The organism is Mesorhizobium sp. ISC11 (genome assembly GCF_037162595.1).
Taxonomy (GTDB): domain Bacteria; phylum Pseudomonadota; class Alphaproteobacteria; order Rhizobiales; family Rhizobiaceae; genus Mesorhizobium; species Mesorhizobium ciceri.
The window spans coordinates 4,929,976-4,955,649 of record NZ_JAVSPW010000001.1 but is presented as its reverse complement, the minus strand read 5'-3'; the positions used below and the strand labels follow the sequence as shown (position 1 = coordinate 4,955,649).

Here is a 25,674-nt window from a genome sequence, read left to right as displayed (position 1 = left end):
ACGCCGACAGCCGCCCGGCTGTCAGCGCTCTTCCCGTCTAAATGGCTTGAGCAGCGCCGACGGCGCCACCGCGTTGCGCGACATCACAGCCATGGCGACGATGGTGAAGATGAACGGCAGCATCAGGAACGCCTCGTAGGGGATGTGTCCGAGCCCGCTCGCCTGCATGCGCAGCTGCAAGGCATCGACGAAGGCGAACAGAAGTGCCGCACCCGCCGAGCGCCATGGATCCCAGCGGCCGAAGACGACCAGCGCGATCGCCACCCAGCCGCGCCCCGACACCACGCCGAAGGTGAAGGCGTTGAACTGCGCCATCGACAGGAAGGCGCCGGCCAGCCCCATCAGCGCGCCGCCGAGGACAACCGCCTGGAAGCGTGTGGCGATGACACTGACACCGGCCGAATCCGCGGCGCGCGGATTTTCACCGACCATGCGCACCGACAGGCCCCATGGCGTGCGGTAGAGTATGAAAGCGGCCAAGGGAATGGCCAGGATCGCCATGTAGACCAGCGCGAACTGGTTGAACACCGCCGGCCCGAGCACCGGAATGTCGGACAGGATCGGGATCGGCAGCGTCTGAAAACCATTGATGTTGGGCGGCACAGACTGCTGGCCGAAGATCAGCCGGTAGAGGAAATAGGCAAGGCCCGACGAGAACAGCGTCACGCCGATGCCGCAGACATGCTGGCTGAGGCCGAGCACCACCGTGAACAACGCATGCAGCGCGCCCATCAGCATGCCGGTCAGCACCGCCGCCAGCACGCCGAGCCACAGGCTGCCGCTGAGGCTGGCAGCGGTGAAGCCTGTCATCGCGGACAAAAGCATGATGCCTTCGATGCCGAGATTGAGCACGCCTGCCCGTTCCGAGAACATTTCGCCCAGCGTTGCAAAAGCCAGCGGCGTGGCGATGCGGATGATCGCGGCCAGAAAGCCGACCTGGAAGATCTGTTCGAACACCGCGCTCATCGGGCAACCCCGACGCGGCGGATGCGATAAGCGGTGAACAGCAGCGCCACCAGCATGGCGAGCAGTGCGGTGCCCTGGATGACATCGCTGAGGAAGGCCGGCACGCCGGTCGCCCGCGACATCGCCTCGGCGCCGGTCATCACGGCGGCAAGGAAGATCGCCGCCGGCACGACGCCGAGCGGGTTGAGCCGCGCCAGCATGGCCACGACGATGCCGGAATAGCCGTAGCCCGGCGAGATGTCGCTCATCACCTGGAAATGCACGCCGCCGACCTCGCCGACGCCGGCCAGTCCGGCCAGCGCGCCGGACAGCAGCGCTGTCGAGATCAGCACGCGCTCGACATGGATGCCGCCATATCTGGCCGCTTCCGGGTTTTCGCCGGTGACCCTTATCCTGAAGCCGAGCGTGGTGCGCACGATCAGGAACCAGATCAGCGGTGCCGCCAGCAGCGCCACGATAACGCCGAGATGCAGCCTTGTACCTTCGATCAGCACAGGGAAATTGGCCGAATCCTCTATCGGCGGCGAGATCGGATAGCCGCTGAAGGAGTCCTTCCACGGTCCTTCGATCAGCGCCATCAGCGCGTAGTAGATGACCGAGTTGAGCAGCAGCGAACTGACGACATCGTCGACCTTGAATTTTACCCTGAGGGTCGCCGGCACCAGCGCGACCGCGGCCCCGGCCGCAGCGCCTGCGACCGCCATCAACACCATGGCGAGCGGTCCCGGCATCGGGATGGCGCCGACAAAGCAGCTGGCCACCGCGCCGGCCAGCAATTGACCCTCGGCGCCGATGTTCCAGAATTTTGCCCGGAAGGCGACCGCCACCGCCAGTCCGGTGAAGATCATCGGCGCGGCGCGCACCATCGTTTCGGTGATCGCATAGCTGTCGCCCAGCGAGGCCGTGAACATCACGCCATACGCATTGAGCACGCCGGCGCCGGCCAGCGCGATCAGGCCACTGCACAGGACAAGCGTCGCGCCGATAGCCAGCAGCGGCAAAGCGAGGTTGAACCAGGCCGGCGTAGAGGTGCGGACTTCCAGGCGAAACATCAGCTGTGCCCCTCCGCCCCGGTCATCATCAGGCCGAGCTGTGCGATCGTTGCATCGGCGCTGTCGAGCGTGCCGACAATGCGGCCCTCATACATCACCGCGATGCTATCGCAGAGCACCAGCAGCTCTTCCAGATCCTCGCCGATGACGATGATGCCGCAGCCCTTGGCCCGCATGTCGAGGAACTTTTCGTGGATGAAACGCGCCGCGCCGATATCGAGCCCGCGCGTCGGTTGCGAGACGATCAGAACCTTCGGGTCGAAAGCGAGTTCGCGCGCCAGAAGGGCCTTCTGCAGATTGCCGCCGGACAGCGCTCCCGCGCGGGTCATCGGCCCAGGGCACCTGATATCATAGGCCTTGATCTGCTCTTCCGCGAAGGCGCGGATCGCATCCGGCTTGAGCAGGCCTCTGCTGCTGAACGCGGCGGTGCCGATGCGCGGCAACACCATCGAATCCGCGAGCGGCAGGTTGGTAACCAGCCCCGTCGTCATACGGTCTTCCGGGATACGGCCGAGACCGAGCGCCTGCACCTCGCGGAGCGAAAAGCGTGAGACTTTCTGGCCGGCGATCGTCATCCGGCCGGCGTCAGGTACGCGCACGCCGGAGATGACCTCCGCCAGCGCGCGCTGGCCATTGCCCGACACGCCGGCAATGCCGAGGATTTCGCCTGCACGCACGGCAAGCGACACGTCGCGCAGCGCCGTACCCGAATGACGCGAGGTGGAAATGCCATTGAGGGTGAGCACAGCGGCACCCGGCGTCGATGGTCCCCGCGCCGGCGGCACGATCTCATGGCCGCACATCAGTTGCGCCATTGCGGACGATGCCGTGTTGGCGGGATCGTCGACGCGGCCGGCGACGCGCCCATGCCGCAGCACGGTGCAGCGATGCGTCAGTGCCCGCACCTCGTTGAGCTTGTGCGAGATGAAGATGATGCCGAGCCCTTGCGCCGCCATCGACCGCAACGCCGAAAACAGCCCGTCGACCTCGCTCGGCGCCAGCACCGCCGTCGGCTCGTCGAGGATCAAGAGCCTGGCGCCGCGAAACAGTGCCTTGACGATTTCGAGCCGCTGCTGCTCGCCGACCGACAGCGCCGAGACCGGAAGATCGGGATCAAGCGTCAGCCCATGCTGGCGGCCGATCTCGGCCAGCCGCGCCAGCCCGCCGGCGCGGTCGATCCGCCCTGTCTTGCCGGGAATGCCTATCAGCAGGTTCTCCAGCACCGTCAGCCTTGGCGCCAGATGAAAATGCTGGTGCACCATGCCGATGCCGGCGGCTAGCGCATCGGCGGAACTTGTGATCCGCACCGGCCTGCCCTGGATGAGAATCTCGCCGGCGTCGGGCGCATAGGCGCCGAACAGCACATTCATCAGCGTCGTCTTGCCGGCGCCGTTCTCGCCCAGCAACCCGAGGATTTCGCCGGGCGCGACGCTGAGATCAACGGCCTCGTTCGCCTTGACGGCGCCGAAGCTCTTGGTGATGCCGCGCATTTCGATGAGGGGGGCGGACAAGGGGGCTCCTGAACGGACGGGCTTTGCGATTCAACTTTGATTGAGAGGAATGCGCTGCACCCCCCTCTGGCCTGCCGGCAATCTCCCCCTCAAGGGGGAGATTGGATGTCATATCGGCTTTCGCCAATTTTCTTGAAAGAACAGCGCGTCGCCGAAACTGCTAATCTCCCTCCTTGAGGGGGAGATGTCCGGCAGGACAGAGGGGGGCGCCTAGCGCCAGCCCCTCAAACCAGAACTCAATCCGAAACCGGCGTGTTCTCGTCCACGTCGACGCGGAAATTGCCTTCGAGGATCTCGGCTTTCTTCTTTTCGACCAGCTCCTTCACGTCAGCCGGCAGCGTCTTGTCGAACTTGTGGTAAGGCGCCAGATGCGAGCCGCCCTTGGCCATGCGCGAGAAGTCGCCATAGTCCTGCGCGGTGAAGACGCCGGCCTTGACCAGCTTGATCGCCTGTTCGACCGTCGGATACATGTCCCAGACCGGGCCGGTAATGACCGTATCCGGGCCGAGGCTCGACTGGTCGGACATGTTGGAGATGGCAAGGATCTTCTTGTCGACCGCCGCTTCGATGACACCGAAGCGCTCGGCATAGATGACGTCGACACCGGCGTCGATCTGCGCGACCGCCGCTTCCTTGGCCTTGGGCGGATCGAAGAAAGAGCCGATGAAGGCGACCTTCTTCTTGATGTTCGGGTTGACCTCCTTGGCGCCGGCGAAGAAGGCGTTGACCAGCCGGTTCACTTCCGGAATGCCCATCGCCGCGACGGCGCCGATCGTGCCCGACTTCGACATCTTGCCGGCGATCATACCGGAGAGATAGGCGGGCTCGTGGATCCAGTTGTCGAACACGCCAAAATTCGGTTCCGCCGGCCCAGCACCGGAGCCGAACAGCCAGGCGGTCTTCGGGAACTGCTTGGCGGTGCGGCGCGATTCACGCTCGGCGGCGAAGGCATCACCCAGCACCAGCTGGTAGCCGCCTTGCGCGTATTCGCGCATGACGCGGCTGAAATCGGCGGTCTGCACCTTCTCCGACCATTTGTATTCGATGCCGAGTTCCTTCTCGGCTTTCTGCAGGGCGACATGGATCTGGTTGTCCCATGGCTCCTCGATCGGCGTGGCGAAGATCGCCGCCACCTTCAGTTTCTTGTCCTTGCCGAAGGCTGCACCCGGCAGCACTGCCGCAGCCAGGCCAAGCGCGCCCAACTCCAGCACATTGCGTCGCGAAAGCCCTTCGCGTGCGGATTGAAATCTGTTCTTTCGGTTTTCCATTGTATTCCCCTCTGTTCGACAGCCGTGTCGAGCCGGCTGTTCTAAAAATCAGACGAGGAACTATGGAACGGGTCCGGACTTTTGTCCACGTGGTCAAATTTGACCGCACCGGATTCTCGAAGTCAGCCGGAGAGACTTGCCGATCAGACCCGTTCCAGCGCGATCGCGATGCCCTGGCCGACGCCGATGCACATGGTGGCAAGCGCATACCGGCCGCCGCGCTCGCGAAGCTCCAGCGCCGCCGTGCCGGATATGCGGGCGCCCGACATGCCCAGGGGATGGCCGAGCGCGATGGCGCCGCCATTCGGGTTGACGTGTTCGGCGTCCTCGGCAATGCCGAGCTGGCGCAGCACGGCGATGCCTTGCGAGGCAAAGGCTTCGTTGAGCTCGATGACATCGAACTGTTTTGGTGTCAGGCCAAGCCGCGCGCAGAGTTTTTGCGTCGCCGGCACCGGGCCGATGCCCATGATGCGCGGCGCCACGCCGGCGGCGGCTCCGCCGACGATGCGGGCGATCGGCGTCAGCCCATACTTTTTCACCGCCGCCTCGGAGGCAACGATCAGCGCCGCCGCGCCGTCATTGACGCCGGAGGCGTTGCCGGCCGTCACCGTGCCGCCCTGCCGGAACGGCGTCGGCAGCTTGGCCAGCGCCTCGACCGTCGAGCCCGCGCGGGGGTGTTCATCCTTGCTGACAATGAGCGCATCGCCCTTGCGCTGCAGGATGGTCACTGGGGTGATCTCCTTCGCCAATCTTCCATTGGCTTGTGCGGCGACGGCCTTGTTCTGGCTGCGCACTGCGAAGGCGTCCTGGTCGGCCCGCGACACCGAAAAATCCTCGGCAACGTTCTCGCCGGTTTCCGGCATGGAATCGACGCCATACTGCTTCTTCATCAGCGGGTTGACGAAGCGCCAGCCGATGGTGGTGTCGTAAATCTCGGCATTGCGCGAGAACGCCGTGTCGGCCTTGGGCATGACGAAGGGTGCCCGGCTCATCGATTCGACGCCGCCCGCGATCATCAGCTCCGCCTCGCCGGCCTTGATGGCTCGGGCGGCAATGGTCAGCGCATCCATGCCGGAGCCGCACAGGCGATTGACGGTCGAGCCCGGGACCTCCTTTGGCAGCCCGGCCAGCAGCAGCGCCATGCGCGCTACGTTGCGATTGTCCTCGCCGGCCTGGTTGGCGCAGCCATAGACGACATCGTCGATCGCCTGCCAGTCGATGCCCGGATTGCGCTCGGCCAGCGCCCTCAGCGGTATCGCGCCAAGATCGTCCGATCGCACCGAAGACAGCGAGCCACCGAAGCGGCCGATCGGCGTGCGGATGTAGTCGCAGATATAGGCCTCGGCCATGTCATGCAGCCTTTGCTTTTCCGGTTCCCTCATGCGCCGCCTTGGTGCGGGCCTGCAGGTCGCGCAATGTCTTCAATTCGAGTTCGCTTGGCGCCGGTGTTTCGTCAAGCGCCTCCGCGAACTTTACCACCCAGCCACAGCTCTCCTGCACCTGCTGGCGGGTGACGCCCGGATGCAACGACACGACGGTGAATTCCTTGGTCACCGGATCCGGCTTCCAGATGGCGAGATCGGTGATCAGCAAGGTCGGACCTGATGTGTCGATGCCAAGCCGCTTGCGATGATCGCCACCCTCGCCATGGCCGAAGGAGGTGAAGAAGTCGATCTTCTCGACCATGCCGCGCTTGGTCTGCGCCATTGTGATGTAGATCTGCTTCGACGAGGTCGCGATCTCCGGCGCGCCGCCGCCGCCGGGCAGCCTGGTCTTGGGATGGAAATAGTCGCCGATGACCGTGGTGTTGATGTTGCCGAACTTGTCGAGCTGCGCCGCCCCCAAAAAACCGATCGAGATGCGGCCGCCCTGCAGCCAGTAGCGGAACATCTCCGGCACCGCGACGGTGGTGACGGCGGTCTCGCACAATTCGCCGTCGCCGATCGACAGCGGCAGCACATCGGGCGCGGTGCCGATCGTGCCGCTCTCGTAGATCAGCGTGATGTCAGGCGCATGTGTCAGCCGCGCCACATTGCAGGCCGCGGACGGTGCGCCGATGCCGACGAAGCAGACATCGTCATTCCTGAGCGCCCTGCTGGCGGCGATCGTCATCATCTCGTTGGGGGTGAAACCCAATGGATTGTCGCTCATGCCGCTTTCCTCAAATGCTCGACCCGGGCCGCGAAATCGCCGGCGCTCTTCTCGATGACGTTGGCCTGCATCCACGCCTGGAATTTCTCGCGGTCGGCGGCGATCTGGTCCCATTCGAGATAGGCGGCATTGTCACGCGCATAATAGCCATGTGCGTAGGACGGGTGCGAGCCGCCTGGCACGACGGATATCGCCGCGATCGTCCAGCGCGGCAGCACGGTCAGATTGGGGTGCAGATCGTCGAAATTATCGACCACTTCCTCCACCGTCACCACCGCTCGCTTGGCCGCCAGCACCGCTTCCTTCTGGATGCCGATGATGCCTTCGACCAGCACATTGCCTTGTCTGTCGGCCTTCTGCGCATGGATGAAGGTGACGTCAGGCCTGATCGAAGGAACAGCCGCCAGCACCTCGCCGGTGAACGGACAGGTGACAGACTTGATGTTCGGATTGACCGCCGCGAGGCCAGCACCGCGATAGCCGCGAAACACCGCGCAGGGCAGACCGGCCGCGCCCGCCTCATAGGCATTGGCCATGCCGGCATGGCTGTGCTCCTCGATCTCGATCGATCTGGGGAAACCGTTCTCGATGGCGTCGCGGGCGCGCCGCAGCAGGCCGACGCCGGGATTGCCGACATAGGAGAAGACGATTTTCTTCGCCATGCCCATACCGATCATCTGGTCGTAGATCAGGTCCGGCGTCATGCGGACCAGGGTCAGCTCGCGAAAACCCTGACGGATCGCCTCATGCGCCGCCGCCGTCGGGATAAGATGGGTGAAACCCTCGAAGGCGACCGTGTCATCATCGTTCAAATTCTCCGCAACGGCCTGTTTGAGCGGCAGGAACTTGACCATCGCATCGGCTCCGGGTTCAAAAGTTCGTATTGCGAACATATGTTTTGTATGCGATACTCTCTACGCTGGGCGAGGGCGCGGAGTCAATCCTGGCGTCGATGTCGTTCCGCGGAGTTGAGATGGACGAAGAAGCCGCTTCCCGTGATCATGTCGGCTCGCTCGAGCGCGGCCTTGCCGTCATGGAGATCCTGGCTCGGCATCCCTCGGGCATGACGCTGACCGAAATGGCCGAGGAAGCGGGCCTGACCCGCGCCGGCGCCCGCCGCTTTCTGCTGACGCTCACCGCCACCGGCTATGCAACGCAAGCCGGCCGCGTGTTCTCGCTGTCGCCACGCTTGCTGACGATCGCCCGCACCTGGCTCGGCGGCGCCTCGCTCTGGGCCTTCGCCGCACCCATCATGCGCGCTGTCGCCGCACAGCTGAACGAGGCCTGTTCGGCGGCGATCCTGTCGGGTGCCGATGTCGTCTATGTCGCCCGTATTCCCGGCCGCCGCATCCTCAGCGTGTCGCTCGATGTCGGCACCAGGCTGCCGGCCTATTGCACCTCGATGGGACGCATCCTGCTTGCCGGTCTGACGCCTCAGGAATTGGACGCATTCCTCGGCCAGGCGACGATCGAGAGACGGACGCCGAAGACGATCACCGACAGGCGTTTGTTAGCCAACGCCATCGGCAAGGCGAAAGCGGACGGCTTTGCCATCGTCGACGAGGAACTGGAACTCGGCCTGCGCTCGATCGCCGTGCCGATCCGCGACCGCGCAGAACGCACGGTCGCGGCCATCAACGTCTCGACGCAATCGGCGCGGTTCTCCGTCGCGGAGATGGAGCGGGAGATTCTGCCGGCGCTGCTGGAGGCCAGGCAGCGGATTGAAGATTTTTTTGTGGTTTAAGAGGCCTTCTCCAACAACCTTCACCGTCGGCGGGACAGCGCCCCCCTCTGCCCTGCCGGGCATCTCCCCCTCTTGGGGGGAGATCGGACGTCACGCCGGCTTTCGCCAATCTCCAACGACGCAGGAATGGGCGAAGCCACCAATCTGCCAATCTCCCCCCTTGAGGGGGAGATGTCCGGCAGGACTGAGGGGGGCGCGAAGGATCGCGGCGTTTTGCAATTCGCCGCCGCCCCGCCGACCCTCAATGCTTGATGCGATCCCGCATGGCATACCACAGCATGCCCAGCACATAGAGCGGACCGCGCAACGCCGTGCCGCCGGGGAATGGCATCGGGGTGAGCGTCGAGAACAGATCGAGCCGCGAGGCGTCGCCGGCGATCGCCTCGGCCAGGAGCTTGCCCGACAGCGTCGACAGGATGACGCCCTTGCCGGAATAGCCATGCGCGAAATAGACCTCGCCATAGTGCCCGACATGCGGCAGCCTGGATGTCGTCACCGACACCAGCCCGCCCCAGGCGTGATCGATGCGGCAGCCCTGAAGTTGCGGGAAGGTGGCTTCCATATGCGGCCGCACGAAGCCGGCGATATCGGCCGGCGGTGACGGCGTGTAGCGCTCGCCGCCGCCGAACAGCAGCCGGCCGTCCGCCGACATCCGGTAATAGTTGACGACGAAGCGTGTGTCGGACACCGCGACATTGGCCGGGATGACATTGCGCTTGCCCTCCAGCGGCTCGGTGGCGACGATGTAGTTGCCAACCGGCATGATGCGGCTGTTGACGCGCGGCTCCAGCCCATCGAGCAGAGCGTCACCGGCCAGCACGACATGTTTTGCATGCACCGATCCCTTTGCCGTCGAGATCCGGATCGAAGGCTCACGCTCCAGCTTCACCGCCACCGAATTCTCATGGATGACGACGCCGGCAGCAATCGCCGCGCGGGCAAGGCCGAGCGTGTAGTTCAGCGGATGCATGTGGCCGCCGAGCGGCTCATACATCGCGCCATGATAGGGTGTGTCGACCTTGGCTCGGGCTTCCGCCGCCGACAGGATTTCGGCGTGCGGGAACTTCATCACCGTGGCCAGGCACTCGACCTCTTCCTCGAGATCCTTGAGGTCGGAACCGTTGACCGCGCCGACCAGATGGCCGGTCAGCCTGAGATCGCAATCGATGGCATGGCGCTCGATGATGTCGAGCACCAGCCCGCGCGCCTCGAAGGCAAGATCGAACAGCACCTTTGCCCGCTCAGGCCCGTAGAGCTTGACCAGTCCCTTGGCGCCCTTGCGCAGGCCGGGGATCATCTGGCCGCCATTGCGGCCCGACGCCCCCCAGCCGATCTTGCCGCCTTCGAGCAGGACCACCTTCAACCCGCGCTCGGCGGCGTGAAGGGCGGCCGACAGGCCGGTGCAGCCGCCGCCGACGACAACCAGGTCGGTGTCGACGTCGCCGACCAGCGCCGGATGGTCCGGCGCCGGATTGGCGGTGGCGACATAATAGGATTTTGCGATATCGAGGCCCGAATTGAAGCCCGTTGAACTGGAAGCCATGATCACACCTTCAGCAGAAGGTGGTCGCGTTCCCAGCTCGTCACCACGCCCTGGAACAGGTCGAGCTCGACGCTCTTTACGCGCAGATAAGTCTGGAAGAAATCCTCGCCGAGCAGTTCCCGCACCGGGCCGCAAGCCTCGAAACGATCGAGCGCCTCCTCCATCGTCTTCGGCAGCGTGCTCTTGATCTTGTAGGCATTGCCCGACGCCTCGGGCGAGCGCGCCAGTTTCTGCTCGACGCCGAGATAGCCGGCAAGCAGCGAGCCGGCGATCGCCAGGTAAGGATTGGAATCCGCGCCCGGAAGCCGGTTCTCCACCCGCCGCGCGGCGCGGCCGCCGGCCGGCACGCGCAGGCCGCAGGAGCGGTTGTCATGCGACCATTCGATGTTGGCCGGCGCGCTGTGGTTCGGCCTGATGCGGCGGAACGAGTTCACGTTGGGCGCGAACAGCGGCATGATTTCGGGGACATATTTCTGCAGGCCGCCGATGAAGTGGCCAAACATTGCGGTGTCGGCATCGTCGCTGCCGGCAAACAAAGTCCTGCCGGCCTCGTCGATGACCGACATGTGCAGATGCATGGAGCTGCCGGCCTGTGCGGCGATCGGCTTGGCCATGAAGGTGGCGTGCATGCCGCTTTGCTGCGCGGCCTGGCGCGTCAGCCGCTTGAACAGCAGCACCTTGTCGGCCAGCGGCAGCGCATCGCCATGCAGGAAGTTGATCTCCAACTGCGCGGTTCCCGACTCATGGATCAGCGTGTCGAGCGGCAGGCCGGCCGCCGCCGCATAATCGTAAATGCGGCGGATCACCGGCTCGAACTCCTCGAGCCCGGCCATATCGTAGGGATGCTGCACGGTCTCGGCGCGGCCATTGGCGCCGACCGGGGCGGTCAGCGGACGGTCCGGATCCGGATTGGGCGCGGTGAGATAGAATTCCACCTCGGGCGCCACCACCGCCCGCCAGCCGCGCTTGGCGTAGAGATCGAGCACGGCGCGCAGCACATGGCGCGGCGAGGCCATCCAGGGCCGGTCGTCCATATGGAAGGCATCGGCAAAGACATAGGCCTTGCCGGGAGCGGCACCCGGCGCCAGGCAGAGCGTCGATACATCGGGCACCATGCGCATGTCCGGATCCGAATAGGCAAAACCCTCGTCGATCGAGCCGGAATAGCGGCCGTCGATGCTGACCAGGAAAGCGCTGCTCGGCAGATAGAGCGCGCGGTCTTCAAGCGCCTGGAGGAATTTGGCCGTCGGCAAGGCCTTGCCGCGCAGGACGCCGTTCATGTCGGGCACCAGGCACTCGACTTCGTTGATGCCGTGCCGGGTCAGCCAGGCTTTGGCATCGGTGTCGCTGGAGAGCGAGATGTTCGTGTTGTTGTCAGGCATTTCGTTCAAATCCGTATCAGAGAGAGTATGGCTTGCGCGGCCGCATCCGTTCCGGGCTTCAGCGCCATATGGGCTGCATTGTCCTTGAGGCGGGCACGCATGGCATCGTCGGCCAGCAGGCCGAGAATGGCTTTCTCCAACACTCCTTCGGTCCAGCCGTCACGGCCGATATGGTCGCCGGTGCCGGTCTCTTCGGCACGGCGCGCATTGTCGTGACCGTCCCAGCAATAGGGCATGATCAGCGACGGCACGCCGAAGCGCAGCGCTTCGCAAAAACTGTTGTTGCCGCCGTGATGGATGAACAGATCCGACTTCGCCACCACCGAGGGCTGCGGAAACCAGGCGTCGAGATAGACATTGTCCGGCACCGCGCGGTAAGCGTCGCGCAGGCCGCCGGCATTGACGATGAAGCGCGCCGGCAGCCTGTCGAACACCACCAGCATGCGCTCGATCAGGCCGACATCCATGGCACCCAGGCTGCCGAAGCTGACATAGACCAGCGGCCCGCCATTGCGCGGGAACACCGGCACCTCGAACGGCCCTTCAGAACGCACGCAGCCCTCGAGATAGACGAAGCGCGCGGGGTCGAGCGGCTCGGCACGCTCGCGGCGCACGATCGTCGGCGTCAGCAGCAGGTTGAGATCGGGCGACGTCTCGAGGAACTGACCCTTCGGCAGCGGCCCCAGTCCGGCATCCGCCCGGAAGCGGTTGAAGCGGTCATGCGCCGGCGCGCAAGCCGCCAGATACCTGGCCTCGAACGCCGCGCGTTGCGGGTCGTCCACGCCAAGCCCCGACAGATAGGGCGGCACATTGGCGTCCGGCAGCTCGGTCTCGGCGCAGGAGACGACGCGCACCCACGGACAGCCGGCGGCGGCGATCGCCGGGAACATGATGACATTGTCGAGCACCACGGCATCCGGCTTGAGCCGTGCCAGCAATTGGCGCAGCGGCGCCTCGGCATTGACCGCGGTGTCGACGATGGCCTGCCAGGTCGGAGCGACATAGGTCTCAAGCTGGTCGATCGGGCTCAGCCTGAAATGCGGCAGGTGCCGGCGCACGAAAGCCTGCCAGTAGCTCTGGCGTTGGCTCTCGCTCAGCGGCTCGTCGGTTGGCAGCTGGTATTCCTGGAAACCATAATCGGCAAAGACGCCGGAGAAACCGGCATGGCAGATGAAGACGGGCCGGGCGCCTTTCGCACGCAGAGCCTGCGCGATGCCGACGCAATTCAACGCCGCGCCGAAGCTTGCTTCGGGAAACAGCGCGATGGTCGGGCTGGCTTTACGCGTCAATTAATCCTCGTCATTCCGGCCGGCTGATCGTGCCGAACAGCGCGGGAGCCCCGCGGCTGGCCGCTTGCGGTCGCTGGTTGCGGGAGAGCCGCAGATGAATGCGAAGCAGATCGGCAGCCACCTCATACTGCAGGCTTTCAAGATGGTCGAGTATGACAAAGTGTTCGCGCAGCGATTGCCGCAATCGGAAGACGTTGACGCCGGCATAGATGCCCGGCAGCCGGCGCAGCCTGAGGTGATCGGCGAGCGCGTCGGCGATGAAGCGGTTGGCGCTGCCCTCGGCGAGCATGCCGTGAAAATCGATGTCCAGCCGCTGGAACTCGCGTGTGTCGAAGGCGGCGTCCGGCAGCGTCACCAGCGCTTCCATAGCCTGGCGCAACGTCGCCGCCCGCGCGCCGTCCAGCCTGAAGCCGGGCGTCAGGATGGCCGCGGGCTCGAGCAGCAAGCGGAACTCGTAGCTGTCGCCTTGCGCTTCCGGATCGTCGGGCGTGCGCCGAAACAGCCAGGACTGGCCAGGCGCACGATCCAGCAGATTCTCTTCGGTCAGTTTGTTCAACGCTTTTAGTACCGTCTTGCGCTCGGCACTGTAGCGCCGCATCAATCCCGCGACGGTCACCGTCTGGTCCAGTCGCCGCGCCGAGCGGTCGCGCAGGATCGCCTCGGCCAACTCGTCCTCCTCGGCAGCGGGCAATTCCGTGGCGACCGAAGCCTGCGCGGTGAGGTCGATGGCCAGATGATAACCGGACTCCGCCTCCCAGCGCACGACGCCCCGTTCCGCGAGCAGGCCGAGTGCCGCCCGCACCGGCGTGCGCGAGACATTGCACAGCGACGCGATCTGCTGCTCGGGCAAGCGTGTACCGGGCTCGAAGCCGCGCTGGCGCGCCACATCCAGGATGCGCTGCGCCAGATCAAGATGGTTGGTGCGGGGTCGTCTGGCTGCGGCTTGCATGGCTGGTCCAGCGGAAAACGGATGACCGCATTGATTTGACCGATCGCCCGAACGGACGCAATCGGCCAGTTTCCTCGGTCGTTTGGCAAATTATGGATTGACGTACTTTTTTCTGCAATAGTACTGTCAACACAATCGGCGAGAAAAAGACCGAGGGAACAGGATCGAGGCAGCGGCAAGGGTCGCAAGCGTTGGTCCGGCGAATGAAATTCGACGATCAACCGAATGGGAGTCTGTCATGACCGCTACCAGCCTGCGGCGCCGTGCGCTGAAAACATCTTCGATCGCACTTGGCCTGGCCTTGGCGCTGTCCGCGCCGGCAACGGCTGCCGACCTCGTCATTTCGAACTGGGACGGCTACATGGCACCCGACGCCATGGCCACCTTCAAGACCGCAACCGGCGTTTCGGGCGAAGTGGTGGTGCATGCCACCAATGAAGAGATCATGGGCAAGCTGATCGCCGCCGGCGGCAAAGGCTATGACGTGGTCTTTGTCTCCTCACCCTTCGCCGAGGTGCTGAACAAGCTCGGCCTGACCGAGCCGATCGACCACGCCAAGATCCCCAACCTCGCCAACCTCTATCCGGAAGCAGCCAAGCTGCCGCACGATGTCGGCAATGCCTTCTCGGTGCCCTACACCTGGGGCACCACCGGCCTCTGCTATCGCTCGGATCTGATGAAGGTCGCACCGGCCAGCTGGAGCGACCTGCTCGCGCCCTCCGACGAATTGAAGGGCAAGACCACCATGCTGGCGACCGACCGCTGGCTGCTGGCCGCCGGCCAGCTCGACAAGGGCTATTCGGTCAACGAAACCGATCCGGCCAAGATGGCCGAGGTCAAGGATCTGCTGATCTCGGCCAAGAAGACCCTGCTCGCCTATGACGACACCACCTTCTATTCCAAGCTGGTGTCCGGCGAGGCACTGATGGTGCAGGCCTGGGACGGCTGGTGCAATTACGGCATCGCCGAAAAGCCGGAGATCAAATACGTCATTCCCAAGGAAGGTTCGGACCTCTGGGTCGACACGATGGTGGTGATGAAGGCCTCCGCCAACAAGGACGCCGCCTTCCAGTTCATCAACTTCATGCTCGACGCCAAGAACCACGCCTGGGCGGCGCAGAACATCGACTACAAGGTGCCGAACAAGCCGGCGATGGAAAGCCTGCCGGCCGATTTCCTGGCAAAATTCCCCAACATGGCGATGCCGGTGGCCGATCTCGTCAAGTTCGAGCAGTTGCGTGACGTCGGCGACGCCCAGCGCGACTATTCGAAGATCGTCAGCGAGATCAAGGCTGCGCAGTAAGCGGCGGCACATCAGAGACCACGGCCGACGGCGGGTTTCCGCCGTCGGCCGCTGAATGCGGTACCCAATCGTGTCCTCAACCAGACTTCGTTCCTCCTTGCTGATGGCCCCGGCGCTGGCCTGGCTCGCGGCCTTGATGGTGGTGCCGTGCGCGCTGGTACTGGCGCTCGCCTTCTTCCGGCGTGGCATCTATGGCGGCATCGAATACACCTTCACGCTGGAGAATTTCGGCCTGGTCTTCGACCCGCTCTATGCCGGCATCTTCCTCAATTCGGCGCGCATCGCCGGCACCGCGACCCTAATCGCTGTGGTGATCGGCTATGCCGCCGCCTACGCGATATCGGCGGCACCGCGCCGGTGGCAGCCAGTGTTCCTGTTCGTCGCCGTGCTGCCGTTCTGGTCCAACTATCTGATCCGCACCTATGCCTGGATCGTGCTGCTCAACCGCGAAGGCCTGATTACCCAGCTGCTGCGCTGGTTCGGCTACACCGGCGAGCCGCCGTCGATGCTCTACACCGAAGGCGCGGTTATCGCCGGCCTGGTCTATAACTACCTGCCCTTCGTCATCCTCGCCTGCTACGCGCCGCTGTCGCGGCTCAACCCGGAACTCGCCGAGGCCTCGCGTGATCTCGGCGCTTCGGCAGCCACCACGTTCCGTCGTGTCATCCTGCCGCTGACCGTACCGGGCATCGCCGCCGGCGCGGTCTTCGTCTTCGTGCTGTCGATCGGTAATTTCGTCACGCCCGCGCTGCTCGGCGGCGGCCGCTTCCAGATGATCGGCAACCTCGTCTACGACCAGTTCCTGACCGCCAACGACTGGCCTTTCGGGGCGGCACTGGCGATGGCGCTGATTGCCATCATGCTTCTGGTACTGATGGCGCAAGCGCTGGCCGCCAATCGCGCCTCGGGTCACGTCACGCAAGCCGGCGGAGACACCGATGGCTGAGCGCTCCCCTGCCACGCGGCGCACGCTCTGGCTCGTGCTCAGCCTGGTCTTCGCTTTCCTCTACATCCCGATCGCCGTGCTGGTGGCGCTGTCCTTCAACGAAGGCGGGCTGCCGACGGCGTGGTCGGGCTTCTCCCTGAAATGGTACGCCTCGCTGGCCGGCAATTCGGCGATCCTGTCCGCGGCCCTCAACACGCTGATCGTGGCGCTGGTCTCGACCGCGATCGCCACTCTGCTCGGCACGCTGCTGGCGATCGGCATCGAGATGCGCCGGCAATACGGCAAGGCTCTCGAAGCGCTGATTTTCGCACCGATGATCATTCCCGACATCGTGCTGGCGATCGCGCTGCTCTCGTTCTTCTCCATGCTCAACCTGACGATGGGCCTGCACACCATCATCCTCGCCCATGTCGTCTTCAACCTCGCCTTCGTCTGCTCGGTGGTGCGCGCGCGGCTGAAGAGTTTCGACTGGTCGATCGTCGAGGCCTCCGCCGATCTCGGCGCCTCCGCGCTCACCACCTTCCGGCGGGTGACATTGCCGGTCATCGCGCCGGCGGTGATTGCAGGGGCGCTGCTCGCCTTCACGCTCTCGGTCGACGAGTTCATCATCGCCTTCTTCACCGCTGGCGCCGGCCGCGCCTCGACGACGCTGCCGATGCAGATCTACGCCATGATCCGCTTCGGCATCACGCCGGAGATCAACGCGCTGGCGACCATCGTCATGGCGGTCTCGATCACCGCGCTGACCCTGTCGCAGCGGCTCAACCGTGGGATCATCGGCCAATGAGCGAACCCCGCACTCTGCTGGCCATCGATCATGTGTCGAAGAATTTCGGCAGGGTGACGGCTGTCGACGGCATCTCGCTCGACATCCGCGAGAACGAGTTCTTCGCTTTGCTCGGCCCGTCCGGCTGCGGCAAGACCACGCTCTTGCGCATGCTGGCCGGTTTCGAGACGCCCAATGACGGGCGCATCCTGCTCGACGGACGCGACATCGCCAAAACCCCGCCCAACAAGCGGCCGGTCAACCTGATGTTCCAGTCCTACGCGCTGTTTCCGCATATGAGCGTTCGCGCCAATGTCTCCTACGGCCTGGAGATGGAACGTTTGCCGGCGGCTGAAATCCGCTCCCGCGTCGATGCCATCCTGGCGACGACCGAGCTCGTCCCCTTCGCCGACCGCAAGCCGGAGCAATTGTCCGGCGGCCAGAAGCAGCGCGTCGCGCTCGCCCGCGCGCTGGTCAAGCGGCCCCGGCTGCTGCTGCTCGACGAGCCGCTCGGCGCACTCGACAAGAAGCTGCGCGGCGCCATGCAACTGGAACTGAAGCGCCTGCAGCACGAGGTCGGCATCACCTTCGTCATCGTCACCCACGACCAGGAGGAATCGCTTGTCATGGCCGACCGCATGGCGGTGCTGAAAGACGGCAGATTGCTGCAATGCGACACGCCGCACGCGATCTACGAACACCCCGCCGATCGCTTCGTCGCCGACTTCATCGGCGTGATGAATTTCGTGCCGGGCCAAGCCGCCGCCGATGGCGTTGTAGCCACGAATGGCGCACGCATATCAGGCAAGGTTCCGGCAACGCTCTCGCCCGGCGCATCCGCTGTCGCTTCGGTGCGCCCTGAGCGCATCCGGCTATTCCCATCGGCGGAAACCGCCAACCGCATCACCGGCACGGTCGAGGCGCTGGCCTATCAGGGGCTGGACCTGCAGCTGCATGTCCGCACGCCCCTGTCGCCAAAACCGTTCCTGGTGCGCGTCACCGCAGATGCCGCCGACCGCCGGCCGGTCTCGTCGGGCGACCAGGTCGAACTCGGCTGGGATGCCGCCGATGTCAGAATTTTCGCAGAATGACAGGAGAAGCCTGATGGCGCAGAAGACGATCGCGTTTTTTCCAGAAGCCGCCTACGGCCCGGCGCTCAATTCCGTCGGCATCGCCCAGGCAGTCGAAGCGCGCGGCCACAAGGCGGTGTTCCTGTCCGACCCCGGCTTCGTCGATGTCTACAAGGGCTACGGCTTCGAGGCGCATCCGGTGAACCTGTCGGAGCCGATGCCGCCCGAGCAGATGGCGAAATTCTGGGAGGATTTCATCAACGGCCATATCCCGAACTTCCGCAAATCGCCCTACGACCAGGTCGACAACTACGTCAAGGATTGCTGGACGGCGATCGTCGACAGCGCCAAATGGGCGCAGAAGGATCTGCCGCGCGTTCTCTCAGCCATCAAGCCGGATGTGATCTGCGTCGACAACGTCATCCTGTTCCCGGCCATCAAGCAGTACGGCAAGCCGTGGGTGCGCGTCATCTCGTGTTCGGAAAACGAGATCGAGGACGAGGACATCCCGCCCCATCTCTCCGGCTGCGGCGAGAACGACCATGCCGGCCACCAGCGCTACCGCGACCACTTCAATGCGGTGATCAAGCCGATCCATGACGACTTCAACGCCTTCCTCACCGCCAACCACGAGGCGCCCTATCCGGTCGGCCAGTTCTTCGAAGCCTCGCCCTATTTGAACCTGCTGCTCTACCCCGAGGCGGCAAAATTCAAGCGCCGCCATCCGCTCGACCCGGCAAAATTCCAGTATCTCGAAGGCTGCGTGCGGCACGAAAAGCCGTACACGGTGCCGACCTTCTCCAGGAACAATGACGGGCCGCTGCTCTACGTCTCCTTCGGCAGCCTGGGCGCCGGCGATGTCGATCTGCTGAAGCGCATCATCGCGACATTGGGCAAGACGCGCTACAGGGCTCTGGTCAATGTCGGCGGCTACAAGGACCAGTACACGGACGTGCCCGGTAACGTCATTGTCGACAGCTGGTTTCCGCAGCCCTCGGTCATCCCGCAGGTCGATGCCGTCATCCACCATGGCGGCAACAACTCGTTCACCGAGTGCCTCTATTTCGGCAAACCGGCCATCATCATGCCTTATGTCTGGGACGGCCACGACAACGCCACCCGCGTCGAGGAAACCGGCCACGGCTTCGGCATGCCGCGCTACGACTGGACCGATGCCGAGCTGGTTGCCAGGATCGAGACCTGCCTGACCGACCCGGCGATGAAAGCCAAGCTGGCGAAGACATCGGCGCAGATGCACGCGCAGAATGGGCCGGAGAAGGCGGCAGGATTGCTGGAGGGGTTGCTGTGACCTCCTCCGCCCCACACCTCCACCAGGCCTCCACCCGCACCGATCTCGTCGACTGGGGCGTCCAGCCGGATGCGCTCGGCGGCACTTCGCACTCGACCGGCAGGCTCGTGCACAAAGGCCCGAACAACCAGCCGGAATCCGGCATCTGGGTCTGCACGCCAGGCCGCTGGCGCCTCAGTATCCCGCGCGACGAATTGTGCCATTTCGTCGCCGGCCGCGCGACCTACCGGTCGGATGTCGGTGAGGTGATAGAAGTCTCCACCGGCACCGTGGTCATGTTCCCTGCCGGCTGGAGAGGCGAATGCACCGTGCATGAGACGATGCGCAACGTCTACATGCTGGCGTGACCACGGAGCTTGATGACATGTCGACACCGCACTGGCCGAAGGCTTCGGCCGTGGAATTGGAAGACTGGGGCGCGGGCAGCAACACGCTCGCCCGTTCGCCGCGCGCTTCGGGCAAGATCCTGGCGCAGAACCCGGACGGATCGAGCGAATGCGGCCTGTGGACGTGCACGCCGGGCACGCGCAAGGTCACCTTTGGCGCCGACGAATTCTGCCACTTCCTGTCGGGACGCGGCAGCTATGTCCATGACGACGGCGAGGAGATCGCGGTCGAGGCCGGCACGCTGGTATTCTTCCCCGCCGGCTGGACCGGCATCTCCATCATCACGCAAACGCTGATCAAGGCTTTCATGTGCCGCTGAGCACTCATTTCCAAGGAATCGATATGATAACCCCCATCATGAAATCCCCGCTTACCATTACCGACCTCGTCGACTGGGGCGTCATCCCGACCATGATCGAGGGCCAATCCCATACCTCGGGCAAGCTGCTGTACAAGGGGCCGGAAGGCCGCTCCGAATGCGGGCTTTGGGTATGCACTCCGGGCAAATGGCACTGCCATGTCACCCGCGACGAGTTCTGCCATTTCCTCGAAGGGCGCTGCACCTATGTGCATGAATCCGGCGAGGTCATCGAGATCGAGCCGGATACGGCAGCGTTCTTCCCGCAGGACTGGAAGGGCGTCTGCACCGTCCATGAGACAATCAAGAAGGTCTACATGATCCGCTGAGCCTTCTCGATAATTCTGCCCTGCCGGACACCTGACGCGGCTTTCTGCGCTTCCGGTGCTCACGGACTAAATGTCCGCTGCGCTCCGGTTCTCGAAAGCCACGCCATCTGCCTCGGCAGGACGAATTCTCAAAAAGGCTCCATAAATGGAGAAGGACAAAATGGATTTCTCTCCTGACCGGCCAACCTTCTTCGTCAATCCGGACAACCGGTCGATGGCCGGCGCGGCAAAACCGGTGATCGATCCGGCGACGCTGGAAACCGTCGGCGCCATTGCCGCCGCCGGCGACGGCGAGATCGACGCTGTGCTCACGGCGGCAACCAGGGCGCAGGCCGCCTGGAAGAAGCTCGACGCCAAGAGCCGGGCCAAGCAACTGCATGCCGTCGCCAACGCCATCGAGGCGGCGGACTTCACGCGTTGCGCCGAGCTGATGGTGCGCGAGATGGGCAAACCCTACCCCGAAGCGATCGGCGAGATCGCCAATTGCGCGCCGATCTTCCGCTACTATGCCGAGATGGCGCGCGACGATGCCGGCAAGATCGCCGGCACGACGCAGGCCGGTTCGTTCCAGTATGCGCGCTACGAACCTTACGGCGTCTCCGTACACATCATGCCCTACAATTTCCCGATCCTGCTGATGTGCTGGACGGTCGCCGCATCGCTCGCCGCCGGCAATGCCTGCATCATCAAGCCGGCCGAGGCGACGACGCTGTCGACGCTGGACTACATGACCGTGTTCCGCTCGCTGCCAGAGGGGCTGGTCTCCTGCCTGCCCGGCGGAGCGGCCACAGCGCAGGCGCTGATCGCCTCCGACCGCACCCATGCCGTTGCCTTCACCGGCTCGGTCGCCGCAGGCAAGGCGGTGGCGGTGGCCTGCGCCGAACGCATGAAGCCGTGCGTCATCGAGGCCGGCGGCAGCGACCCGCTGATCATAAGCGAGCATGCCCCGCTCGAGATCGCGGCGGCCGGCAGCGTCACCGCCGCCTTCCACCTCACCGGCCAGGTCTGCACTTCGGCCGAGCGCTTCTTCGTCGTCGATTCCGTGCATGACCGCTTCGTCGCGCTGTTCGCCGAAAGGACGCGGGCGCTGCGCATCGGCAACGGCATGGACAAGACCGAGATCGGCCCGCTGGTCAGCGAAAGCGCGCGGACCAAAGTCATGCGCCTTGTCGACGATGCGATCGCTCATGGCGCCGTCGCAGTCACCGGCGGGCGTATCCCGCCTGCGTACAATGTCGGCTGGTTCTACGAACCGACGATCCTGACCGGCGTCACCCCTGATATGGCGATCGTGCGCGAAGAGTGTTTTGGACCCGTCGCCGCCATCTGCCGGGTCAGGGATTTCGACGAGGCGATCCGGCTTGCCAATGACAGCCCGTTCGGGCTCGGCGCTTCGGTGTTCACATCGGATCTGGCCGAAGCCCACGAGGCGGCGGAACGGCTCGAAGCCGGCATGGTCTGGGTCAACAACCCGCTGATCGACAATGACGCCCTGCCGTTCGGCGGCTGGAAGGCCTCCGGCCTCGGCCGCGAACTCGGACGCCAGGGCCTCGACGCTTTCCGCCGCTCCAAGATGGTGATCATTGACCACAAGCCTGCGATCCAGGACTGGTGGTACCCCTACCCCGACAGCTGGTTTCGCGAGACCGGCGGCCGCAAGCATGTCTGAGTGTTTCGAGCCTGGCTATCCCTGGACGCCAGCTCGGTGGCTATCCCTGGATAGCCAGCCCGACCATGAGCGGGAAAAGGCAATGCCGCCGAGTGAAACCCGGCGGCATTGCCTTTGACTGACCACTACCGTTTCGGCGGCGGTTCGTTACGGCGTCGTTTCCGTCTGCATCGCGGCAGCCGTCTGGTCGATCTTGCCGGCAAGGACGTCTTGAGCCCAGGACGTGACCGCAGCGTCGACGGGCTTGTTGGCCATATCCGCCAATGCCGCGTCGAGCGATGCATCATCGGTGCCGACCGCGGCCGCAGCAGCAGCAGCGTTGTCGGCAGCGACCTCGGCCTGCAGAGCAGCTATCTTCCCAGGCAGGGCCGCCTGATCTTCGGGCGACATCGCGGCAATCTGATCGGGTGTCAGGGACGTCAGCGCATCCAGCTTAGCCTGTGCTGCGTCGGCGGCGGCCTGAGCGACCTTGGCTTTGGCGGACTGCGTCACGAATGCCTGAAGGGCGGCGAATTTCTTGCTCTTCGAGTTCATATAGGCATTGATGTTGCGCTGCAGTGAGTTCAGCCGGCCAAGCTTGGCGTGGATGTTCTTCTCCTTGGGAACCGACGAAACCTTTGTGGTTGTGTCGACCGTGGTGTCGTCCGCTTTGGCCTTGGCCCGGCCCGGGGCCGACGAAGATTTGCCGTGCGAAGCGCCGCTCTTGCCATTGCTGCCGTTGTGGCCGTTGCCGCCCCCATTGCCATTGCCGCCAGCATTGCTACCGCCGTTGCCGTGCCCGTTGCCTCCGGCATTGCCACCGCCACCGCCGTGCCCATTGCCGGCGAGCGCCGGAGATGCCAGGAGCGCCAATGCGGCAAGCGCCGCCAGCAGAGTTTTCCGGTTTGTCATGGTAATCTCCTCGGGAATCGTCGCCCTGGCCCGACCGCTAAGCGACCGTCCTATGAGGAATTGCTAATAGTGCAGAGTAAACTTTAGACAAATGCCGTCTCAATACGCGATCTGGCACCCGGCCAGAAACTTAACCGACTGATATCAAACACAAATTCACGCTCTTGGACGGCCATGGCACTGAAGTCCCATGCCGGCAGGACTATAGTCCTGCCGGCAAGCAGCGGCATGGGTGAAAGTCTTTGCGTGGTACATCGGACAAGCTTTGAAAACAGGGGAGTTGATAGCGAAAGCAAAAGGCTCAGCCGATACTTTCACCGCCGTCGATTACCAGCGCCTGGCCGGTCATGAAGGATGAACGGTCGGAGACAAGGAACAGGATCGCTTCGGCGATCTCATCGGCGCTGGCCCAGCGGCCCATCGGGATCTTGGTGCGGACATAGGTTTCGATCGCCCCGCGTCCGCCCATCTGGGCGATGAACGGTTCGTTGAACGGCGTGTCGACCCAGCCCGGACAGAGCGCGTTGACGCGCACATTGTGCCGGGCATAGTCGAGCGACATCTGCCGTGTCATCGCCACCACCGCATGTTTGGAGGTTGCGTAGGCGATCATCTCGCGGTCGTAGAACACGCCCGAATTGGAGGCGGTGTTGAGGATGACGCCGCCGCCTCGTGCGATCATCGATGGCATGACGATCCTGGCCGCCAGGAACTGCGCCCGCACATTGACCCGCCACGAGGCATCCATGCCGCCGACCTCCACTTCGGTCAGCGTGCCGCCGACCTGGATGCCGGCGTGATTGTGCAGGATGTCGATGCGCCCATGCCTGTCGAGCGTGCCGGCAATGAGCTGTTCGACCGCCGCATCATCAGCGACATCGGTCTTGATCGCCTCGGCCCGTCCACCCGCTGCCCGAATGTCCGAAGCCGTTGCTTCGCCGGCGGCCTGATCCCTGTCGGCGATGACGACCACCGCGCCTTCCCTGCCCATGATCATGGCGCCGGCGCGCCCGATGCCGGAGCCGGCGCCTGTCACCACGGCGATGCGGTCTTTGAGGATCATGATGCGGCTTTCAGTTCGACGGCTTGCGCTGGCGCAACTGCCATTGGGCAAGCACCACGAGCAGCACGGAAGCGACGAGCACGATCGTCGCGATGGCGTTGATCTCCGGCGTCACGCCGCGCCGGATCGACGCGAAGACATAGATCGGCAGCGTCGTCTGCGCGCCGGCGACGAAGAAGGCGATGATGAAATCGTCGAAGGAGAAGGTGAAGGCGAGCAGGAAGCCGGCAACGACCGCCGGCATGATCTGCGGCAGCACGATCGAGCGGAACGTCGTCAACGGCGTCGCGTAGAGATCGCTCGACGCCTCGACCAGATTGCGGTCGAGGCTGCCGAGCCGCGTGCCGACGATCATCGTCACCAGCGCCATCGAGAACAGCCCGTGCGCCGCGATGATCGAACCGTAGCCGAGCGCTAGCCGCGGCGGCTGGTCGTCGGGCCAGATCGAGGCGAGGAACGGATTGACGACGGTGAACAATTGGACGAGCGCGACCAGAGTCGAAATGCCGATGACGACGCCCGGAACGACGATCGCGGCGCCCAGAAGTGCGTCGAAGACCGCGCGGGTCCGCACGCCGACGCGCGCCAGGCCGAGTGCCGCCGCGGTGCCGCACAGCGCCGCCAGCAAGGCGCTGGTGGTGGCGATGAACAGGCTGTTCTTCAGCGCTTCGACCAGGAACGGGTTCGCCAATGCCTTGCCGTACCATTGCACCGAAAAGCCGGTGAACTCGCTGGCATGGTGGCCGGCGTTGAAAGAAAACAGCACCACCAGCGCGATCGGCAGATAGAGGAAAGCGAACACCGCAATGACGAAAGCCCGCATCAGATCAGATCCACCCGGCGCGCGCCCGAAACCCGGGTCGAGATGCGGTTGGCGGCAATCAGCACCACCACCGAGACCAGCACCAGCGTGATCGCGATGGCCGATCCGAACGGCCAGTTGCGCGATTGCAGGAACAGGTCGACCAGTGCATTGCCGATGAAGAACACCTTGCCGCCGCCAAGCAGCGTCGGGATCAGATATTCGCCGAGCAGCAGGATCATGACCAGCGAGAAGCCGGTCATGACGCCCGGCAACGACAGTTTCAGGGTCACGCCCAGGAAAGTCGATAATGGCGTGGCGCCGAGATCGGCGGAGGCTTCCAGCAGCCTGCGGTCAAGCCGTTCGAGGCTGACATAGATCGGCAGGATCATCAGCGGCAGGTAGCCATAGACGATGCCGAGCAGCACCGCGCCCGGCGTGTTGATCAGCCTGACATCCTCGATGCCGACAAAGGCGAGCAGCGCCGGAATGCCGCGCCCGCCCAGAATGTACATCCAGGCATAGGTCCGCATCAGCAGGCTGGTCCAGAACGGAATGACGACCAGCGCCAGCAGGATCAGCCGCCAGCGCTGCGGCGCGCGCAAGGCGAGATAGTAGGCAACGGGATAAGCGACGAGCAGGCAGGCGAGCGCTCCCACCGGCGCCAGCACCATGGTGTTCCAGAAGGCGGTCGCCCGCGCCGGAAGATTGGCATATTGCGCCAGCGTAAAGGCGGCCTGATAGCCGCCTTCCGGTGCGCGTTCGCCGACGCTGAACACGGCGATGGCGATGAACGGCAGCACCAGGAACACCACCAGCCACGCGGTCGCCGGACCGAGCAGCATGGCGGTCAGAAAATTCCTGCGAAGACGGCTGCCGTGCATGGAAAGATTGCCCCGGTGCCGGCGGGCATAAACCCGCCGGTC

Annotated in this window: 25 protein-coding genes; 10 read left to right on the top strand and 15 right to left on the bottom strand. The window is 64.4% G+C overall.

Features of this window, described 5'->3' with window-relative positions; translation table 11 throughout:
• Positions 1 to 21: 21 nt before the first annotated feature.
• The 7 genes from RPF88_RS24095 to RPF88_RS24065 form a co-directional block, all read right to left on the bottom strand.
• The gene (locus RPF88_RS24095) at positions 22 to 966 is read right to left on the bottom strand and encodes an ABC transporter permease (protein WP_013528958.1); all 945 of its coding nucleotides are present in this window, start codon (positions 964 to 966) and stop codon (positions 22 to 24) included.
• Complete coding sequence (locus RPF88_RS24090) at positions 963 to 2,018, bottom strand: ABC transporter permease (RefSeq protein WP_024504732.1); 1,056 nt, start codon at positions 2,016 to 2,018, stop codon at positions 963 to 965. Before RPF88_RS24090 ends, RPF88_RS24095 begins: the two co-directional genes overlap by 4 nt.
• Complete coding sequence (locus RPF88_RS24085; protein WP_337123329.1) at positions 2,018 to 3,529, bottom strand: ABC transporter ATP-binding protein; 1,512 nt, start codon at positions 3,527 to 3,529, stop codon at positions 2,018 to 2,020. The genes RPF88_RS24090 and RPF88_RS24085 overlap by 1 nt, the downstream gene beginning before the upstream one ends.
• 236 nt (positions 3,530 to 3,765) lie before the next feature.
• The gene (locus tag RPF88_RS24080) at positions 3,766 to 4,797 is read right to left on the bottom strand and encodes a BMP family protein (RefSeq protein WP_275953468.1); all 1,032 of its coding nucleotides are present in this window, start codon (positions 4,795 to 4,797) and stop codon (positions 3,766 to 3,768) included.
• 143 nt (positions 4,798 to 4,940) lie between these two features.
• Entirely contained in the window at positions 4,941 to 6,146 is a 1,206-nt protein-coding gene (gene pcaF, locus RPF88_RS24075) for a 3-oxoadipyl-CoA thiolase (RefSeq protein WP_337123909.1), read from the bottom strand.
• Between the two features lies 1 nt (position 6,147).
• Positions 6,148 to 6,948 (bottom strand): CoA-transferase subunit beta, encoded by an 801-nt coding sequence (locus RPF88_RS24070; RefSeq protein ID WP_275953466.1) that lies wholly within the window; start codon positions 6,946 to 6,948, stop codon positions 6,148 to 6,150.
• The gene (locus tag RPF88_RS24065) at positions 6,945 to 7,802 is read right to left on the bottom strand and encodes a CoA transferase subunit A (RefSeq protein ID WP_337123328.1); all 858 of its coding nucleotides are present in this window, start codon (positions 7,800 to 7,802) and stop codon (positions 6,945 to 6,947) included. Before RPF88_RS24065 ends, RPF88_RS24070 begins: the two co-directional genes overlap by 4 nt.
• 119 nt (positions 7,803 to 7,921) lie before the next feature.
• Here RPF88_RS24065 and RPF88_RS24060 point away from each other — a divergent pair, with 119 nt between their 5' ends.
• Positions 7,922 to 8,692: an IclR family transcriptional regulator domain-containing protein gene (locus RPF88_RS24060; RefSeq protein ID WP_013528951.1), complete on the top strand. Its 771-nt coding sequence runs from the start codon at positions 7,922 to 7,924 to the stop codon at positions 8,690 to 8,692.
• A gap of 241 nt (positions 8,693 to 8,933) precedes the next feature.
• Here RPF88_RS24060 and RPF88_RS24055 read toward each other — a convergent pair whose 3' ends face one another.
• Genes RPF88_RS24055 through RPF88_RS24040 form a run of 4 tightly spaced genes read right to left on the bottom strand, consistent with a single transcriptional unit; the run spans position 8,934 to position 13,855 of the window.
• Entirely contained in the window at positions 8,934 to 10,235 is a 1,302-nt protein-coding gene (locus RPF88_RS24055) for an NAD(P)/FAD-dependent oxidoreductase (protein WP_337123327.1), read from the bottom strand.
• Between the two features lie 2 nt (positions 10,236 to 10,237).
• Positions 10,238 to 11,617, bottom strand: a complete 1,380-nt coding sequence (locus RPF88_RS24050; RefSeq protein ID WP_337123326.1) for a glutamine synthetase family protein — start codon at positions 11,615 to 11,617, stop codon at positions 10,238 to 10,240.
• A 5-nt stretch (positions 11,618 to 11,622) separates the two neighbouring features.
• Entirely contained in the window at positions 11,623 to 12,906 is a 1,284-nt protein-coding gene (locus RPF88_RS24045; protein WP_337123325.1) for a glycosyltransferase, read from the bottom strand.
• Between the two features lie 10 nt (positions 12,907 to 12,916).
• Positions 12,917 to 13,855: a GntR family transcriptional regulator gene (locus RPF88_RS24040; protein WP_337123324.1), complete on the bottom strand. Its 939-nt coding sequence runs from the start codon at positions 13,853 to 13,855 to the stop codon at positions 12,917 to 12,919.
• A 238-nt stretch (positions 13,856 to 14,093) separates the two neighbouring features.
• Here RPF88_RS24040 and RPF88_RS24035 point away from each other — a divergent pair, with 238 nt between their 5' ends.
• From RPF88_RS24035 to RPF88_RS23995, 9 genes are all read left to right on the top strand, one after another.
• On the top strand, positions 14,094 to 15,158 hold the full coding sequence (locus RPF88_RS24035) for a polyamine ABC transporter substrate-binding protein (RefSeq protein WP_024504740.1): 1,065 nt from the start codon (positions 14,094 to 14,096) through the stop codon (positions 15,156 to 15,158).
• Positions 15,159 to 15,261: 103 nt separating this feature from the next.
• Positions 15,262 to 16,104: an ABC transporter permease gene (locus RPF88_RS24030; RefSeq protein ID WP_032899498.1), complete on the top strand. Its 843-nt coding sequence runs from the start codon at positions 15,262 to 15,264 to the stop codon at positions 16,102 to 16,104.
• A complete protein-coding gene (locus RPF88_RS24025) occupies positions 16,097 to 16,891 on the top strand; it encodes an ABC transporter permease (protein WP_024504742.1) in 795 nt (264 codons plus the stop codon). The genes RPF88_RS24030 and RPF88_RS24025 overlap by 8 nt, the downstream gene beginning before the upstream one ends.
• Positions 16,888 to 17,961, top strand: coding sequence for an ABC transporter ATP-binding protein (locus RPF88_RS24020; RefSeq protein ID WP_337123323.1), 1,074 nt, complete (start codon positions 16,888 to 16,890; stop codon positions 17,959 to 17,961). The genes RPF88_RS24025 and RPF88_RS24020 overlap by 4 nt, the downstream gene beginning before the upstream one ends.
• A 13-nt stretch (positions 17,962 to 17,974) precedes the next feature.
• Positions 17,975 to 19,249, top strand: coding sequence for a glycosyltransferase (locus tag RPF88_RS24015; RefSeq protein WP_024504744.1), 1,275 nt, complete (start codon positions 17,975 to 17,977; stop codon positions 19,247 to 19,249).
• The gene (locus RPF88_RS24010) at positions 19,246 to 19,596 is read left to right on the top strand and encodes a cupin domain-containing protein (protein WP_024504745.1); all 351 of its coding nucleotides are present in this window, start codon (positions 19,246 to 19,248) and stop codon (positions 19,594 to 19,596) included. The genes RPF88_RS24015 and RPF88_RS24010 overlap by 4 nt, the downstream gene beginning before the upstream one ends.
• 17 nt (positions 19,597 to 19,613) lie before the next feature.
• On the top strand, positions 19,614 to 19,955 hold the full coding sequence (locus RPF88_RS24005; protein WP_024504746.1) for a cupin domain-containing protein: 342 nt from the start codon (positions 19,614 to 19,616) through the stop codon (positions 19,953 to 19,955).
• A gap of 23 nt (positions 19,956 to 19,978) precedes the next feature.
• Positions 19,979 to 20,323, top strand: coding sequence for a cupin domain-containing protein (locus tag RPF88_RS24000; RefSeq protein WP_024504747.1), 345 nt, complete (start codon positions 19,979 to 19,981; stop codon positions 20,321 to 20,323).
• A 160-nt stretch (positions 20,324 to 20,483) separates the two neighbouring features.
• On the top strand, positions 20,484 to 21,992 hold the full coding sequence (locus tag RPF88_RS23995; protein ID WP_337123322.1) for an aldehyde dehydrogenase family protein: 1,509 nt from the start codon (positions 20,484 to 20,486) through the stop codon (positions 21,990 to 21,992).
• Between the two features lie 147 nt (positions 21,993 to 22,139).
• Here the strand turns inward: RPF88_RS23995 and RPF88_RS23990 are convergent, their stop codons facing one another.
• From RPF88_RS23990 to RPF88_RS23975, 4 genes are all read right to left on the bottom strand, one after another.
• Positions 22,140 to 22,883 (bottom strand): hypothetical protein, encoded by a 744-nt coding sequence (locus RPF88_RS23990; RefSeq protein WP_024504749.1) that lies wholly within the window; start codon positions 22,881 to 22,883, stop codon positions 22,140 to 22,142.
• Between the two features lie 301 nt (positions 22,884 to 23,184).
• Positions 23,185 to 23,946 (bottom strand): SDR family NAD(P)-dependent oxidoreductase, encoded by a 762-nt coding sequence (locus RPF88_RS23985; protein WP_024504750.1) that lies wholly within the window; start codon positions 23,944 to 23,946, stop codon positions 23,185 to 23,187.
• A 10-nt stretch (positions 23,947 to 23,956) separates the two neighbouring features.
• Entirely contained in the window at positions 23,957 to 24,769 is an 813-nt protein-coding gene (locus tag RPF88_RS23980) for an ABC transporter permease (protein ID WP_024504751.1), read from the bottom strand.
• Entirely contained in the window at positions 24,769 to 25,632 is an 864-nt protein-coding gene (locus RPF88_RS23975; protein WP_013528934.1) for an ABC transporter permease, read from the bottom strand. The genes RPF88_RS23980 and RPF88_RS23975 overlap by 1 nt, the downstream gene beginning before the upstream one ends.
• Positions 25,633 to 25,674 lie beyond the last annotated feature (42 nt).

Bases quoted from the DNA above. Each gene is read 5' to 3' on its own strand.
- RPF88_RS23985 (WP_024504750.1), bottom strand. From the start codon at position 23,946: ATGATCCTCAAAGACCGCATCGCCGTGGTGACAGGCGCCGGCTCCGGC.
- RPF88_RS24005 (WP_024504746.1), top strand. From the start codon at position 19,614: ATGTCGACACCGCACTGGCCGAAGGCTTCGGCCGTGGAATTGGAAGAC.
- RPF88_RS24060 (WP_013528951.1), top strand. From the start codon at position 7,922: ATGGACGAAGAAGCCGCTTCCCGTGATCATGTCGGCTCGCTCGAGCGC.
- RPF88_RS24015 (WP_024504744.1), top strand. From the start codon at position 17,975: ATGGCGCAGAAGACGATCGCGTTTTTTCCAGAAGCCGCCTACGGCCCG.
- RPF88_RS23990 (WP_024504749.1), bottom strand. From the start codon at position 22,883: ATGACAAACCGGAAAACTCTGCTGGCGGCGCTTGCCGCATTGGCGCTC.
- RPF88_RS23995 (WP_337123322.1), top strand. From the start codon at position 20,484: ATGGATTTCTCTCCTGACCGGCCAACCTTCTTCGTCAATCCGGACAAC.
- RPF88_RS24050 (WP_337123326.1), bottom strand. From the start codon at position 11,617: ATGCCTGACAACAACACGAACATCTCGCTCTCCAGCGACACCGATGCC.
- RPF88_RS24055 (WP_337123327.1), bottom strand. From the start codon at position 10,235: ATGGCTTCCAGTTCAACGGGCTTCAATTCGGGCCTCGATATCGCAAAA.
- RPF88_RS24065 (WP_337123328.1), bottom strand. From the start codon at position 7,802: ATGGTCAAGTTCCTGCCGCTCAAACAGGCCGTTGCGGAGAATTTGAAC.
- RPF88_RS24035 (WP_024504740.1), top strand. From the start codon at position 14,094: ATGACCGCTACCAGCCTGCGGCGCCGTGCGCTGAAAACATCTTCGATC.
- RPF88_RS23975 (WP_013528934.1), bottom strand. From the start codon at position 25,632: ATGCACGGCAGCCGTCTTCGCAGGAATTTTCTGACCGCCATGCTGCTC.
- RPF88_RS24025 (WP_024504742.1), top strand. From the start codon at position 16,097: ATGGCTGAGCGCTCCCCTGCCACGCGGCGCACGCTCTGGCTCGTGCTC.
- RPF88_RS24090 (WP_024504732.1), bottom strand. From the start codon at position 2,018: ATGTTTCGCCTGGAAGTCCGCACCTCTACGCCGGCCTGGTTCAACCTC.
- RPF88_RS23980 (WP_024504751.1), bottom strand. From the start codon at position 24,769: ATGCGGGCTTTCGTCATTGCGGTGTTCGCTTTCCTCTATCTGCCGATC.
- RPF88_RS24020 (WP_337123323.1), top strand. From the start codon at position 16,888: ATGAGCGAACCCCGCACTCTGCTGGCCATCGATCATGTGTCGAAGAAT.
- RPF88_RS24070 (WP_275953466.1), bottom strand. From the start codon at position 6,948: ATGAGCGACAATCCATTGGGTTTCACCCCCAACGAGATGATGACGATC.
- RPF88_RS24030 (WP_032899498.1), top strand. From the start codon at position 15,262: ATGGCCCCGGCGCTGGCCTGGCTCGCGGCCTTGATGGTGGTGCCGTGC.
- RPF88_RS24095 (WP_013528958.1), bottom strand. From the start codon at position 966: ATGAGCGCGGTGTTCGAACAGATCTTCCAGGTCGGCTTTCTGGCCGCG.
- pcaF (WP_337123909.1), bottom strand. From the start codon at position 6,146: ATGGCCGAGGCCTATATCTGCGACTACATCCGCACGCCGATCGGCCGC.
- RPF88_RS24040 (WP_337123324.1), bottom strand. From the start codon at position 13,855: ATGCAAGCCGCAGCCAGACGACCCCGCACCAACCATCTTGATCTGGCG.
- RPF88_RS24000 (WP_024504747.1), top strand. From the start codon at position 19,979: ATGATAACCCCCATCATGAAATCCCCGCTTACCATTACCGACCTCGTC.
- RPF88_RS24080 (WP_275953468.1), bottom strand. From the start codon at position 4,797: ATGGAAAACCGAAAGAACAGATTTCAATCCGCACGCGAAGGGCTTTCG.